Source organism: Blautia sp. OM06-15AC, assembly GCF_003481425.1.
Lineage (GTDB): Bacteria > Bacillota > Clostridia > Lachnospirales > Lachnospiraceae > Fusicatenibacter > Fusicatenibacter saccharivorans.
In genome coordinates, this window is the sequence record NZ_QULD01000006.1 from 195,867 (window position 1) to 211,046 (window position 15,180).

At 52.1% G+C, this 15,180-nt stretch carries 6 protein-coding genes, 1 tRNA gene and 1 rRNA gene; 1 reads left to right on the forward strand and 7 read right to left on the reverse strand.

Annotated elements, in window-relative coordinates; all coding sequences use genetic code 11:
- Positions 1-12 precede the first annotated feature (12 nt).
- On the reverse strand, positions 13-3,708 hold the full coding sequence (gene addA / locus DXB83_RS10035) for a helicase-exonuclease AddAB subunit AddA (RefSeq protein WP_118697533.1): 3,696 nt from the start codon (positions 3,706-3,708) through the stop codon (positions 13-15).
- A 79-nt stretch (positions 3,709-3,787) separates the two neighbouring features.
- Positions 3,788-7,291, reverse strand: a complete 3,504-nt coding sequence (locus tag DXB83_RS10040; protein ID WP_118697534.1) for a PD-(D/E)XK nuclease family protein — start codon at positions 7,289-7,291, stop codon at positions 3,788-3,790.
- Between the two features lie 196 nt (positions 7,292-7,487).
- On the opposite strand from DXB83_RS10040, the gene DXB83_RS10045 reads away from it, so the two are divergent.
- Positions 7,488-7,961, forward strand: coding sequence for a hypothetical protein (locus DXB83_RS10045; RefSeq protein ID WP_118667023.1), 474 nt, complete (start codon positions 7,488-7,490; stop codon positions 7,959-7,961).
- Positions 7,962-8,092: 131 nt separating this feature from the next.
- Here the strand turns inward: DXB83_RS10045 and DXB83_RS10050 are convergent, their stop codons facing one another.
- The 5 genes from DXB83_RS10050 to DXB83_RS10070 all read right to left on the reverse strand — a co-directional run bounded on the left by DXB83_RS10050 (position 8,093) and on the right by DXB83_RS10070 (position 14,895).
- On the reverse strand, positions 8,093-10,003 hold the full coding sequence (locus DXB83_RS10050; RefSeq protein ID WP_118697535.1) for an NAD(+) synthase: 1,911 nt from the start codon (positions 10,001-10,003) through the stop codon (positions 8,093-8,095).
- Between the two features lie 89 nt (positions 10,004-10,092).
- Positions 10,093-10,968 (reverse strand): Hsp33 family molecular chaperone HslO, encoded by an 876-nt coding sequence (gene hslO / locus DXB83_RS10055; RefSeq protein WP_022462421.1) that lies wholly within the window; start codon positions 10,966-10,968, stop codon positions 10,093-10,095.
- A 9-nt stretch (positions 10,969-10,977) separates the two neighbouring features.
- Positions 10,978-11,745, reverse strand: a complete 768-nt coding sequence (locus tag DXB83_RS10060; RefSeq protein WP_117509992.1) for a class I SAM-dependent DNA methyltransferase — start codon at positions 11,743-11,745, stop codon at positions 10,978-10,980.
- Positions 11,746-11,853: 108 nt separating this feature from the next.
- Positions 11,854-11,925 (reverse strand) — tRNA-Asn (locus DXB83_RS10065).
- 83 nt (positions 11,926-12,008) lie between these two features.
- A 23S ribosomal RNA gene (locus DXB83_RS10070) occupies positions 12,009-14,895 on the reverse strand.
- Between the last annotated feature and the right edge of the window lie 285 nt (positions 14,896-15,180).

Here is a 15,180-nt window from a genome sequence, read left to right on the forward strand (position 1 = left end):
AGTAGTTTTTTCCTACAATACCAACTCTTCATCCAGTGCCAGCGAATAAATAATTTTCTCTTTCACTTTCTTCCCTGTCGTCCGCTCCAGTGCCTGCTGGTAGTAGGCGAGCTGTTTTTCATACCGCTTTTTCAGCTCCCCGGCTTCTTTCACACGGTCCGTTTTGTAGTCCACAAGAACAATCTCATCCCCCTCCGGGAACCATGCGTCAATGATTCCCTGCACGAGAATGGTTTCATCTTCCGGATAGGACGGATCTGCCTCACTTGCCGGAACGGACATCACAAACGGCTGCTCCCGTTTCAGGGTTTCATTCAAAAAGGCATTCCGCATCCGCATTCCAACCGAACTTTTTGCGAAAGCGAGGATCGATTTGAAATAAATGCATTCCGCTGCTTCTTTCGTCATCTTTCCTTCTGCAATCAATTCCTCCGTCTGTGCCATCAGCTCTGTGATGCTGTACGCTCTGCGGTAATCGAGACATTCCAGCAGGCGGTGGTACGCCGTTCCGCGGTCAGAGCCCGTCAGAGCCGCAACATGATCCTTTTTCAGAAAGCCCGGCACAATTGGTACGAGTTCTTCCTGCGCGAACAGCTCTTTTCCGATCTCGGATTCCTCCATCCCGGCCTTCTTCAGCTGCGAAACGGTAACTTTTACCGGAATCTGTTTTTCCTTCTCATACGGATACTGGTAGGCAAACCGCTCCTCCACAAGTTCCTTCAGCGCCGCTTCTCTCGGCGGCTGCTTCGGAATTTCCATGATTTTCTGCTCATTCACCGCGCGCTCCATCTGATGCAGCACCTCTCCCTCAACAAGTCCTGCCGGTGATACAAGGCGGATCGTTACCGGAATTTTCTCCGCATACAGCGGATTGTCCGCATTCCCTGCCAGACCGAATTGTTCATACAGCCCGTCAAAACACCGGTTTCTCGAAAATGCCGGCAAAATCCAGTCGAGATACCCGGATGCACTGCTCAATGTCTGATATGACAGCAGCTCCTCCTGCCGCCCCGCATGTGCCGCGCACTGCTTCACGCGGCTCTCCAGCTTCGACGCCATGCCCGTCATAATCAGCTTCTCCTTCGGGCGCGTCATGGCAACGTAAAGCACCCGCAGCTCCTCCGCCAGATTTTCCAGCTTCATGCTCTGCCGGATGATCTGCCGCTGCAGTGTCGCCTGACGGACGCGGTGCTCCGGATCGATCGCATCCGCGCCGATGCCCATCCGGGAATGGAGTACAAGCGCCGCACGGCTGTCCATCTGGTTAAACGATTTGCCCATGCCCGAGAGGAACACAACCGGGAATTCCAGTCCTTTACTCTTGTGAATACTCATGATACGCACCGTGTCTGCGCTCTCCCCGTAAATATTCACCTCGCCGAAATCGACTTCATACTTCTGAAGCTGCTCGATATAACGGATAAAGTTGAACAGTCCACGGTAACTCGTCGCCTCAAATTCCACCGCCTTTTCCACCAGCATCTCCAGATTTGCCCGCCGCTGTACGCCGCCCGGCATCGCGGATGCATAGCCGCCGTAGCCCGTCTCCTCGAGAATCTGCGTAATCAGTTCATGAATCGGCGTGTACGGCACACGGCTCCGCAGCATTTCGAGCTGTGTGAGGAACCGCCGCAGTTTCTCCCGAAGCGCCTCATCTTCACCTATCGCCGCATATTTTCCACACGCCTCATAAATTTTTACGTCTTTATCCACACAACGCACCGCAGCAAGCTCTGCATCAGTGCATCCGCAGATCGGCGAGCGTAAGATTGCCGTAAATGGAATCTCCTGGCATGGATTGTCGCACAGATGCAGGTAATTCAGCACCGTCACGATTTCCTGTGTGGAAAAGTATCCCGTTTTTGATGTGCTGTACGCCGGAATTCCCGCCGCCTGCAGTACGCGCGAAAACGTCTCCGCCCATCCGCTGACCGCACGAAGCAGAATTACGATATCGCGGTACTGAATTTTCCGGTATTCCCCGGTCTCTTTGCCCACGACTTCCTCATTTCCGACCATCTCGCGGATGCGCGCCGCAACGGCAGCCGCCTCCGTTTCCATCTTTGTCTCACGCGACTTATCATCTTCCAGCTCGGGCGCCTTGTCATCCAGCAGAAGAAGTTCTGTTTCATATGCCGCATGCCACGTTTCCGTCTTTTCCTCTTCCATTTCCGGCAATGCAGGAAACGCTGCTCCCGCATGGAGGCTCGCCGCCTCATCGTACGCGATGCCGCCGAGTTCCGGACTCATCAGCTTGCGGAATACATAATTCGCCGTCGCAAGCACCTCCGGCCGGCTTCGGAAGTTTTTGTCGAGATCAATTCTCTGCTGGCTTTCCCCGTCCTTCGCATACGTATGATATTTTTCCAGAAACAGCTCCGGCCGCGCCAGGCGGAATCCGTAGATGCTCTGCTTGATATCGCCAACCATAAACCGGTTCCATCTGCCTTCCTCCTCGCCGGACACTGCAGAGAGCAGTGCCTCCTGGATAAAGTTGCTGTCCTGATACTCATCGATCATGATTTCGCGGAACTGTTCCGAAAGCTCCCGCGCCGCATCGGTCCGCACCAGACGGCCGTCCTCCTGCTGCACAAGAATTTCGAGCGCAAAGTGTTCCAGATCGGCATAATCAAGAATATTTTTGCTCCGTTTTTTCTCTGCAAACGCTTTCGCAAACTGCTCCGTCAGATCGATCAGCACGCCGATCGGCTCCCGGCAGTCCGCAATCTCCTCCGCAATCTCGGCGCTGTCCTTCTCGAAAAACTGCTCTTTTAATTTCTGCAGTTCTTTTTTGCATACATCGCGCTCTGCCTTCACCTGATCTTTCAGCGCCTCGCTCACATCGTCTGCCTTTTTCCGCGAAAGCGCTTTGAACTTCATTCCGGCCATCGCGCGCACCATTCCGTCGAACGATTCCGTCTCGATCAGCTCTTCCACCATCTGCTGATCTGATGCCAGCGCCTCGTCATACAGATACGGTCCGCCAGGGCTTACCGCCGTTTTTCGGTTTTCCTCAATTCCTTCCAGAATACTCGAGAGCCGCTTTTTCGCCTCAGCCATCAGTACCTGTACCCAGATGCTTTTCTGCACCGCCTCCGGCGAATCGATCTGATACGCCGCCCGGCACTCTTCGAGCCACTGCTCCGGCCACGGATAACTCATGGAAAATTCATACAGCTTCAGCACGAGCGCGTCGAGTCCGTCATCCTGTTTTCCCGCCGCGTAGCTCTCCACAAACCGTGTAAACGCAGGATCTTTTTCCGCAAACCGCTCCTCCATCACCTTCTGGATCACATCGCTTTTCATCAGACGGATCTCCCCTTCATCCGCCATGCGGTACACCGGATCAAGATCGATCATCTGAAAATAATTTTTGATAACGTACGAACAGAATCCGTGAATCGTGCTGATCTGCGCATGGTGAAGCAGGGTCTGCTGCCTCTGCAGATGCTCATCCTCAGGATCTTCCTCGAGACTCTGCTGCAGCGCACGGCCGATTCGCTCTTTCATCTCACCTGCCGCTGCCCGCGTAAAAGTCACAACGAGCAGCTGGTCAACATCGATCGGACGCACAGGATCCTTTACCATCGCAAGGATCCGCTCTACCAGAACCGCCGTCTTTCCGGAACCTGCCGCCGCGCTGACCAGAAGATTCCTGTCTCTCGTATCAATGACTTTCTGCTGTTCCGCTGTCCATTTTACTGCCATTTATCTCTCCCTCTTCTTTCTGGCTGATTACTTTCTCATACATGGAAAACTGCATTTCTCTTTCCTTTCCGGAAGGCAGTCACTCCTTTTGATCACTTTGTGTTATCTCCTGCATCGCCTTCATCAGCAGTTCCGTGTCCATGCCCTTCAGTTTGCGGTACTCGTATCCCTGAATTTTCTGGTCAAAACCGCAGATTCCCTGATATTCACAGTACGCACACGCCGTCGCACCGTCCCGCTGATACGGGGAAATTTTTACATTGCCCGAAAAAATGCCCTCGCCGATCTCACGCACCTTCTTTCTGGTGTACGTACGGATCACATCAAACTGCTCCGGCGATGCTACTTTCGAATAGCTCGTATAACTTCCATCCTTCTTCTTTCCAACCGGAATCACATCGGATGTCGTTCCGTCCTCAAGCACGCGGTCGAGAAGCTCCACAACTTTCCGGTCCGCATTCACAAGACCGTCCATCCGCAGCGCTTTCAGCATCCGCCGGCCCCACGCCTCGTCGGTCTCATCCTCCTCCTGATCAAGCATCGGATCATCAATATGATAATAGAACACGCCCGCCGGCTCCACCTGCTTGCCGGGATGCTTTTTCTGCTCCAGTTCCATCGCCGCATCGAGATAAACAGCAAGCTGCAGCTGCAGTCCATAATAGAGCGCCACCAGGTCGAGCGACGTATTTCCCGTCTTGTAATCGATAATTTTCACATAGACCTTATCGTCCGTCTCGCAGAGATCCACGCGGTCAATCCGTCCGCGCAGACACATTTTCTCATGCTCCGACAGATCGATGTTGATCGCCGACAGCGAGTCCTCCATCGAGAACGAAACCTCGAATTCCCCTGGCTCAAATTCTCCCTGCCGGATCTGCTGCTGCAGTGCCCAGACAGTTCGTTTCAGGATCCGCTTCACGCGGATAATGCGGTACTGATTCCGGCTTGAACTCTGAAAAATTGTGTTTCCATAGTCCGCCATCGGCTCCTCGACACACTCCTCAATCAGACGGTCACGCGTGTCATCGGTCACCGTCTTCCAGGTCTCACCGTTCTCCTGCAGTTTTTTCGAAAACTTCTCAAGCGCCTCATGCATGACCGTTCCCATATCCGCCGCTTTCAGCTCATACTGATCCCGCTCGCGGATCTGAAGGCCGAACTCCATAAAGTGGGCAAACGCACACGCCGCATATTTTTCCAGCCGCGTTGCACTGTTTTTTAACGTATCTCCGTACAGTGCCGATGCCGCACTCTTTCCGATTACACCGTCCGCACAGCGCAGAAACGCCGCTTTTCGATACGTCTCCGCCGGAATTCCCGCCTCCGGATGTGCTGCATACCAGCGGTAAAGCTCCTCAAACAGCGGATCGATCTCTCCCTCCGCCGCTCTGCCAAGCTCCTCCAGAAACAGTGCCTCGCCGGAACGCGGCATTTCCAGTTTTTCCTCCGGTTTTTCCTCTTTTTCAATATCCCGCACCGGAATCTCCGGGAAGAGTTTTCGGATTTCGTTAATCAGATACGACGGATTCTGCGCCTCGCCGGACGCGCCCGCTTTCGTAAAGGAAAGGTACAGCCGCTCCGACGGTTTTGTCAGATTTCGGTAGAGATGGAATTTCTGCTGATACATCGTCTCCCGCGCCGTCGGGGACAGCTTCGCATCCGCCCGTTCCAGCTCCTCGCGGTCATATTCCGAGAGAATGCCGCCGCCCGCGTCGTGGCGCGGAATCAGCCCGTCATTCACGCCGACGAAAAACAGCACGCGGATGTCCTTCAGACGCGACCGTTCATTATCACCGATCAGTACCTGGTCCGCCGTCGGCGGAATAATACCGACAGATGCCTCCGCAAATCCCGCTTCCAGAATTTCCTGATACTCTGCCAGTGTCATCTTCTCCTCACCCAGCACCTCGACGATCTTGTCCAGCAGCTCCATGACGATGCCATAAATCTGACTGTATTCTTTTGCAAATGCCTCCTGGCCCTGCTGTTCAAACTGCTGCCGCCGCTCCTCGAGTTTTTCCTGCATCTGATTCTGTACCGCCAACGCGTACAGGGCCTCCGTCCGCTCCCGCACCGTGGCATCTTTTTTCTTCATCCGCTCCGCAAACGGCTGCACTTCAGCATAGAACTTCTCCCGCAGAAGATTGCGCTGCGGCACTTCATCCGGCTTGATGCCGCGGTAGCCCCTCGTCCAGGTTTCCCCATACGCTTTCAGCCCGCGGATACCAAGCGCGAGCACATAGTTTTCCATCGCATCCGTCTCCTCGCGGTCCAGACTCGAAAGACCGCAGCGCAGATAGCGGAAGACGCTCTCGTACGAAAAACTCTGTACCACCATCTCGATCGCCGCACGCAGAAATTCCACGAACGGATTCATCAGCACGGAATGCTTTTCGTCCACGAAATACGGAACACCACATTTTTCAAAGATTTCCCGCGCATACGTGCCGTAAACAGAAAGATCTCCGGTCAGAACGGCGAAATCCTGGTAACGCATGCCCTCCTCGCGCACCATGCGGCGGATCAGACGCACCGTCTCTTCCAGCTCGGCACGCGGATTCGGCGCGACGCTGATGTAGATGCCCTGCTGTTTCGCCTCGTATCCTGCTGCCGGATTTCCTGTCTTTGCTTCCGTTCCTGATTCTGGTCTTTTTTCTATTCCATTTCCGGAAAATCCTCTCTTTCCATACCGGAACAGTCTCTGCTCCAGCTGATCCATCGTGCTTCCCGGCTGAAAACGGCCATGTCCCGAGCGTCTGACCCAGATTTCCGGCTCCACCGGGCACCCTGCTTCATCTGCCGCTTTCATGAGCTGCTGGACAAGCTGGCGGCTCATCGCAAAAAGCTGATGCGGAATCGCCTTTTTATACGGGTCCTCCCGCTCATCCATAATAATCGTCACATAAACCTTCGCACAGAGCCGGAACAGTTTTCCAAGCACACCGATCTGCACCGGCGTAAATCCGGTAAACCCATCCACCAGCACCTCACTGTTTTTGATCAACGCCGATTCTTCCAGTTTCCCCGCCAGAACTTCCAGCACATCCTCCGCCGTCACATAACGGTTTTCCAGATATTCCTCAAACGCGCGGTAGATCACACCGGTGTCCTTCAGTTTTGCCGCCAGCAGCTTTTTCTCCCCCGTCTCTTCCGCCCACATATCGAGCTCGGACGGCGCAATCTGGTACTGCTTCAGCTCGGAAATCAGCGATTTCATCTGCGAGACTGCACCGGTTCTCTTTAACGTGCTTCCAAGAATCGTCAGCTCCTTTTTCTTTTCCTGTGCAACGCGTTTTACCACAAGACTTTTTCCCGTCTCTTCAAGCACCGGATACAGGCTGCCTCCGGTCTCCTCAAAAATACGGTACGCCAGACGCTGGAAACTCAAAATATCAATATTTAAAATACCGCCCGCCGGATGCAGTGACACGAGCTCTTTCTGCGTCTGCATCGTAAACTGCTCCGGCACGACGATCAGATAGTTTTTCTCCGGGTGGCACGCCGCTTCCGCCAGAATTTTTTCATACGCATACCTCGATTTCCCAGCCCCCGAATTTCCCATAATAAACTGCAGACTCATACCTTGCTCCTCCTGTTCTGATCCATTTCTGCCCCAAAATAAACATAGCTACAGTATAGCAGACTCTTTTTTTTGATGCAATCAACCTGCTGTAGAACAACCTTCATAAAAACCATTCTTCCCACATACATTATAGTAAAAACGCCCGCCTGTTCCGCCCCCGCAGACGGCTTTTCAAAAAGGAGTGTGCCCGCCCATGAGTTCCAAAACGAAAATTGTTGTACTACATATGAAAGAAGTGGTTTACACCGCTGTTTTTCTTGCTCTCGCGCTGATTCTTCTCGTGGTGTTTCTGATCATGTTCTCCGGGAAGAAGGATTCTGCGAAAAAACCTTCTGTCACCACTGCTGCTTCCGCCGAAAATGCACGCTACATTCCCGGCATCTACACCTCCACGATCTCCCTCGGCGACCAGACCTTCGATGTGCAGGTCAATGTTGAGCAGGACCGCATCACCGCGATTTCACTGAATAACTTAAGTGAAACCACCGCCGCCATGTATCCGCTCATGGAGCCCGCGCTCGATTCCATCGCAAGCCAGATCTATGTGAATCAGACGACGGAAGGCCTCATCTACGGAGAGGACGACCGCTACACCTCCGAACTGCTCGTCTCCGCGATCAATCAGGCGCTCGAACAGGCTCAAAATCCTTCCTCCTCAGAATCCTGATCTTTCCATGCGAAAAGGCCTCGAAGCATTCTTCTGCTCCGAAGCCTTTTTTCTGTCGTGCATCTCAAAATTTGATTGTCTGCACCAATTTGGATTATCTTTGTTTCTTTCCGTATTTCCTGTTTTGTTTTTTACAGCTGGTCGAGTTCCTCTCTCCAGAGCTTCACGCACGCATCACTCGGCATACGCAGGTCGCCGCGCGGGGATACCGCAACGCTTCCGACCTTCGGGCCATCCGGCAGGCAGGAGCGTTTGAACTGCTGCGCGAAAAATCTCCAGTAGAACGTTTTCAGCCATTTTAAGATCGTCGCATCATCGTAGACACCGGCAAATGCAAGTTTTGCCACACGGTAAATCTTGAGCGGTTCGTACGTCACACGCAGCATATAGTATAAGAAGAAATCATGAAGCTCGTACGGTCCGACGAGATCTTCTGTTTTCTGAGAAATGACACCATCTTTCGGCGGCAGCAGTTCCGGGCTGACCGGCGTGTCGAGCACATCCAGAAGGATATCGGAAAGTGCTTTTTCCCCGCAGGTGTCCGCATAATACTGCACCAGATGGCGCACCAGGGTTTTCGGTACGGACGCATTGACGGCATACATCGACATATGGTCGCCATTGTACGTTGCCCAGCCAAGTGCCAGCTCGGAAAGATCACCCGTTCCGATAACCATACCGCCGGACTGGTTGGCAAGATCCATCAGAATCTGGGTTCTCTCACGCGCCTGTCCGTTTTCATACGTCACATCGTGTTTCTCCGGATTCTGTCCGATATCACGGAAATGAAGATTGACAGCCTCCTTGATATCGATCTCTTTTAAGGTTGCGCCAAGGCATCTCGTCAGCTCACATGCATTCTGATACGTACGGTCTGTCGTTCCAAAACACGGCATCGTTACAGACAGGATCTGCTTTCTCGGAATCCCGAGCAGATCAAATGCTCTTGCCGTTACAAGCAATGCCAGCGTCGAGTCAAGTCCACCGGAAATACCGATAACTGCGCTCTGGCAATGGGTATGCGCCAGACGTTTTTTCAGTCCCATAGCCTGAATATTTAAAATTTCGTCGCATCGCTGATCGCGGTTATGCTTATCCGACGGTACGAATGGCCGTGGATCGAAGTAACGGGTCAGCTTTGTCTCTTCTATTGACAAGGAGAATCGAACGACCTGATACCCATCGGTTCTCTGCTCCGGATACGTGGTCATCCTTCTGCGCTCACTTGTGAGACGATCCACATCGAGATCTGCACAAATGATCTGATTCTCAAATCGTTTTGCCTCGGCAAGAATGGTTCCGTTTTCAGCAATCAGATGCTGTCCGCCAAAGACAAGATCTGTCGTCGACTCGCCCTCACCTGCTGTCGCATAAATATAGCCGCAGATCAGACGCGCCGACTGTGCGCTCACAAGGCTTCTCCGGTAACTGTCTTTTCCAACCATTTCATCACTGGCAGAAAGGTTTACGACCACTGTCGCACCGGCCAGCGCATGCGCCACACTCGGCGGATTTGGGGTCCAGAGATCCTCACAGAGCTCTGCCGCAACCTTAAGACGCGGCATTTTTTCACACTGGAAGAGCAGATTCATGCCAAACGGAACCTCTTTTCCAAAAAATTCCGTTGTTGTCACCGCTTCTTTTCCCGGCGTAAAATGACGCAGCTCATAAAATTCATTGTAGTTCGGCAGATACTTTTTCGGCACAATGCCGAGAAGCTCTCCGTGACAGAGCACAGCGGCTACATTGAACAGCTTTCCGCCCTGTTCCCACGGCAGTCCGACAAAAATCAGCGCATCGGTCTCTTTCGTACCATCGGCAATTTCCTTTAATCCTTCTTTCGCCGCATCAATCATCTGACTCTGCCAGAATAAGTCACTACAGGTGTAGCCGGTGAGAGCCAGCTCCGGGAGCACCATCACCTTTGCTCCCTCGCCCTCCATTTTATGAATCGTTTCCAGAATGACTCTCGTATTTTCTCTGACATCCGCTACCACTACCGCACAGGAAGCGGCGGCAACTTTTACGAATCCCTGTTTCATCTCTTTCTTCCTCCACTATCTGGTTCCCTGTTACAGATTTTCTGCAAACAGAAGCTCTCACAGCCTCCGTTTCGCCTGAAACAGTACTGCTATTTGCTCTTACGCAATAATTCTTTCAGATCCTCGGTAGAAAATTCATAGGCGCTGTTGCAGAAATGGCATTTCAGCTCCACCGGTTTTGCTTCCTGAATCATCTCGTTCAGTTCTTTTCTTCCGACCGCTATCAGCGCTTTCGATACACGCTCACGGCTGCAGTTGCAGTAAAACTGGGTCGGCACGGTATCGTTGATCACAAGGTCCATGTCTCCAAGCAGTTTTTCAAGAATCTGCTCCGGAGTCAGGCCCTCGTCAAGGAATGCGGTAACGGAATTGACTTCTGCCAGACGCTGCTCCAGTTTTTCAATGACTTTCTCATCGCAGAACGGCATCAGCTGAATGATAAAGCCGCCGGCCTGACGGACGGTATTGTCTTTGTTCATCAGCACACCGAGTCCGACGCTGGACGGAACCTGCTCACTCGTTGCAAAATAGTAGGTCAGATCCTCTGCGATCTCACTCGTCTGCAGAACGCACTGTCCGACGTACGGCTCTTTCAGTCCCAGGTCTTTGATGACATCCATGAATCCGACGCCGACAGCACCTGCCACGTCAAGTTTTCCTTTTTTGTTGGCCGGAATCACGACGTCCGGGTTTCCGACGTAACCTTTTACATTTCCTTTGGAATCTGCTGTTACGGTAATGCCGTTCAGCGGTCCGCCGGCATGGATGCGCAGGGTCAGAAGGTCTTTATCTCCCTTCATCATAACGCCCATCATTGCACCTGCCGTCAGAAGGCGGCCCAGCGCTGCGGTTGCAACCGGACTCGTGTTGTGATCCTGGCGTGCTGTCTCTACGGTTTCTCTTGTTGTCGCTGCAAACGCACGAATCTGTCCGTCTGCCGCTGTTGCTCTTACAATATAATCCATGTTTCTCTCCTATTTCTCACTTTTTCCTTTTTCTCTTGCTACGACATAAATACGTTCGCTCTCCGGTCTCGGCGCATCCTTTGTGAATGCATCGTAGGCCGTTACAAACTCCATGCCTGCCTCTTCCAATAAGCGGCAGATCGTCGCAAGATCGTACGCTCTCTGATAATGTACCTCCTCAAATTTACGGTACAGATCGGAATCTTCTCCCTCCGGGATGAAAATGGCGAGCTCATATTCGTTGATTTCTTCCTCCGGGTCATAGTAATTATCCCAGATGAAGCTTGCCTCTTCGCGGTTTTCCGCAATCGTAGTCTCACCCATCTGTTCATATTTATACTTTGTATTCAGATCAAAAATAAACATGCCCTTCGGATCCAGATAATTGTTGACGAGTGAGAATACTTCCCGCAGATCATCTTCCTCCAGAATATAGTTGATAGAATCGCAGATGCTCACAACCGCCTTCACGGTTCCGTAGAGCTCAAATTCCCGCATATCCTGAAGCAGATATAAAATGTTTAAGCCGGACTCGGCGCGTTTTTCACTGGCAATCTCGAGCATATCCTCAGAATTGTCCACGCCGATCATATCGTAGCCCTCTTTGGCGAGCAGCTCGGTCATGTTTCCCGTTCCGCAGCCAAGATCGAGCACCAGTCCGTCTTCCACCTGATATTCTTTTAAAAGCTGAATCAGATATTTGCTCCAGGCAGGATAGTCCACGTTGTCCATGAACATGTCATATACCTGGGCAAAACTGGTATAACTTTCATTCATCTTTCTTTTCTCCTTCATCGTTTACAGTAGCTACGCCTTATTGTATCACATCACACAGGGCAACTCAATATACGAAAAGACCTGCAGGATCCCTGCAGGTCTCATTCACTCCCCGAGTTGGGCTCGAACCAACAACCCTTCGGTTAACAGCCGAATGCTCTACCATTGAGCTATCGAGGATTATTTAATTGAAGATATTTGATATACCTTCAAAACCGCATACACTACACATCTATCATTCCATTTTTTGTGAACACAACCATTCAGGTCAAGCCCTCGACCGATTAGTAACAGTCAGCTCCATGCCTTACGGCACTTCCACCCCTGCCCTATCTACCTCGTCGTCTTCAAGGGGTCTTACTTCTTTCGAATGGGATATCTCATCTTGAGGGGGGCTTCACGCTTAGATGCCTTCAGCGTTTATCCCTTCCCGACTTGGCTACCCGGCCGTGAACCTGGCGGTTCAACCGGTACACCAGAGGTCAGTCCATCCCGGTCCTCTCGTACTAAGGACAGCTCCTCTCAAATATCCTACGCCCACGCCGGATAGGGACCGAACTGTCTCACGACGTTCTGAACCCAGCTCGCGTACCGCTTTAATGGGCGAACAGCCCAACCCTTGGGACCTACTACAGCCCCAGGATGCGATGAGCCGACATCGAGGTGCCAAACCACTCCGTCGATGTGAACTCTTGGGAGTGATAAGCCTGTTATCCCCAGGGTAGCTTTTATCCGTTGAGCGATGGCATTCCCACTTAATACCACCGGATCACTAAGTCCTACTTTCGTACCTGCTCCACCCGTCGGTGTCGCAGTCAAGCTCCCTTCTGCCTTTGCACTCTTCGAATGGTTTCCGACCATTCTGAGGGAACCTTTGAGCGCCTCCGATACCCTTTCGGAGGCGACCGCCCCAGTCAAACTCCCCGTCTGGCATTGTCCCCCGGCCTGATAAAGGCCGCTGGTTAGAAGCCCAGCAGCACAAGGGTGGTATCCCAACAATGGCTCCCCTGAAACTGGCGTTCCAGGTTCACAGCCTCCCACCTATCCTGTACATGCACTGCCGGACCCCAGTACCAAACTGGAGTAAAGCTCCATGGGGTCTTTCCGTCCTGGCGCGGGTAACCAGCATCTTCACTGGTACTTCAATTTCACCGGATGCATTGTCGAGACAGCGCTCAAATCATTACGCCTTTCGTGCGGGTCGGAACTTACCCGACAAGGAATTTCGCTACCTTAGGACCGTTATAGTTACGGCCGCCGTTTACTGGGGCTTAAATTCAAAGCTTCGCTTGCGCTAACCTCTCCTCTTAACCTTCCAGCACCGGGCAGGCGTCAGCCCATATACCTCACCTTACGGTTTTGCATAGACCTGTGTTTTTGCTAAACAGTTGCTTGAGCCTATTCTCTGCGGCCAACTCTCGTTGGCACCCCTTCTCCCGAAGTTACGGGGTCATTTTGCCGAGTTCCTTAACAATGCTTCTTCCGCCGGCCTTAGGATTCTCTCCTCATCCACCTGTGTCGGTTTACGGTACGGGTATCTTAAAAACAATAGCGGCTTTTCTTGATTCATGGCTCACACACTTCCCTACTTTAGTTCGGTCCGCATCACGCCTTTGGATTGCCACACGGTTTTTCCTATGTGACTCCTCCTTCGCTTGCACGCGGCTTTCCATTCCGCGCCTGTGCTCTCCACAAATGTCCCCACAGTTCTGTTTTAAGATAGTGCAGGAATCTCAACCTGCTGTCCATCGGATACGCATTTCTGCCTCTCCTTAGGCCCCGACTTACCCAGGGCAGATCAGCTTTACCCTGGAAACCTTGGATATTCGGCCGAGAGGATTCCCACCTCTCTCTCGCTACTCATTCCGGCATTCTCTCTTCCTGGCACTCCACAGCTCCTTCCGGTACTGCTTCGTCGCGCCAGCAATGCTCCTCTACCATACCATACGGTATCCTGTGCTTCGGTGTCGTGTTTCAGCCCCGGACATTTTCGGCGCAGGACCTCTCGACTAGTGAGCTATTACGCACTCTTTGAATGTGTGGCTGCTTCTGAGCCAACATCCTAGTTGTCTTCGAAATCCCACATCCTTTTCCACTTAACACGTACTTTGGGACCTTAGCAGCAGGTCTGGGCTCTTTCCCTTTTGACTGCCCAACTTATCTCGTGCAGTCTGACTCCCGATGAGCATCTTTACGGCATTCGGAGTTTGATATCCCTTGGTAAGCTTTGACGCCCCCTTAGAAATTCAGTGCTCTACCTCCGTAAGACTCCATCGAGGCTAGCCCTAAAGCTATTTCGAGGAGAACCAGCTATCTCCGGGTTCGATTGGAATTTCTCCCCTACCCACACCTCATCGCCACCCTTTTCAACGGATGTGCGTTCGGCCCTCCACTACCTCTTACGGCAGCTTCAGCCTGGACATGGGTAGATCACCCGGTTTCGGGTCTACTCTTACTGACTTCACGCCCTCTTAAGACTTGGTTTCCCTTCGGCTCCGTACCTATAGTACTTAACCTTGCCAGTAAACGTAACTCGCCGGACCGTTCTACAAAAAGTACGCGGTTGTGCACATAAGGCACTTCCACAGCTTGTAAACACAGGGTTTCAGGTTCTCTTTCACTCCCCTCCCGGGGTCCTTTTCACCTTTCCTTCACAGTACTATGCGCTATCGGTCACTGAGGAGTATTTAGCCTTGGAGGGTGGTCCCTCCTGCTTCCCACAAGGTTTCCCGTGTCTCGTGGTACTCTGGATCCTGCCAGCCTCTCATCAATTTCGCCTACGGGATTTTCACCCTCTCTGATCAGATTTCCCAAAACTGTTCGGCTATTGATTCGAGTACCTTATGCAGTCCACAACCCCGCGGTGCACGCACCACGGTTTGGGCTCTTTCCATTTCGCTCGCCGCTACTTTGGAAATCGAGGTTTCTTTCTTCTCCTCGGGGTACTTAGATGTTTCAGTTCCCCCGGTTCCCTTCCATACGTTATGGATTGGCGTATGGATACTTGAGGTTTGCTCAAGTGGGTTTCCCCATTCGGATATCTCCGGATCAATGGATATTTGCTCCTCCCCGAAGCTTTTCGCAGCTTATCACGTCCTTCATCGGCTCTCAGTGCCAAGGCATCCACCCTGCGCTCTTAATGCTTGACCTGTATTCTTGGTCCGCTGTCGCCATAGCGTTGGCAACAGACTTTGTGTTCTCTTGCTTTAAAAGCATTTTGAATGATTAAATCTTTCGATTTATCCTTCTGGTTTGATAACATCACATGCTCTCACACATGATGCCTCGGATGTCTTTTCCTATCTCTAACGTTTTAACGTTTTCAATATAGATTGTATATGCGGTTTTCAAGGTACATCTTTTGGACTTGAATAACTCAAATCCAGTGGGCTTAAGTGGACTCGAACCACCGACCTCACGCTTATCAGGCGTGCG

What these genes read in the sequence shown, in the direction of transcription:
- addA (WP_118697533.1), bottom strand. Translation starts at nt 3,708, where the DNA reads ATGGCAGTAAAATGGACAGCGGAACAGCAGAAAGTCATTGATACGAGA.
- DXB83_RS10040 (WP_118697534.1), bottom strand. Translation starts at nt 7,291, where the DNA reads ATGAGTCTGCAGTTTATTATGGGAAATTCGGGGGCTGGGAAATCGAGG.
- DXB83_RS10045 (WP_118667023.1), top strand. Translation starts at nt 7,488, where the DNA reads ATGAGTTCCAAAACGAAAATTGTTGTACTACATATGAAAGAAGTGGTT.
- DXB83_RS10050 (WP_118697535.1), bottom strand. Translation starts at nt 10,003, where the DNA reads ATGAAACAGGGATTCGTAAAAGTTGCCGCCGCTTCCTGTGCGGTAGTG.
- hslO (WP_022462421.1), bottom strand. Translation starts at nt 10,968, where the DNA reads ATGGATTATATTGTAAGAGCAACAGCGGCAGACGGACAGATTCGTGCG.
- DXB83_RS10060 (WP_117509992.1), bottom strand. Translation starts at nt 11,745, where the DNA reads ATGAATGAAAGTTATACCAGTTTTGCCCAGGTATATGACATGTTCATG.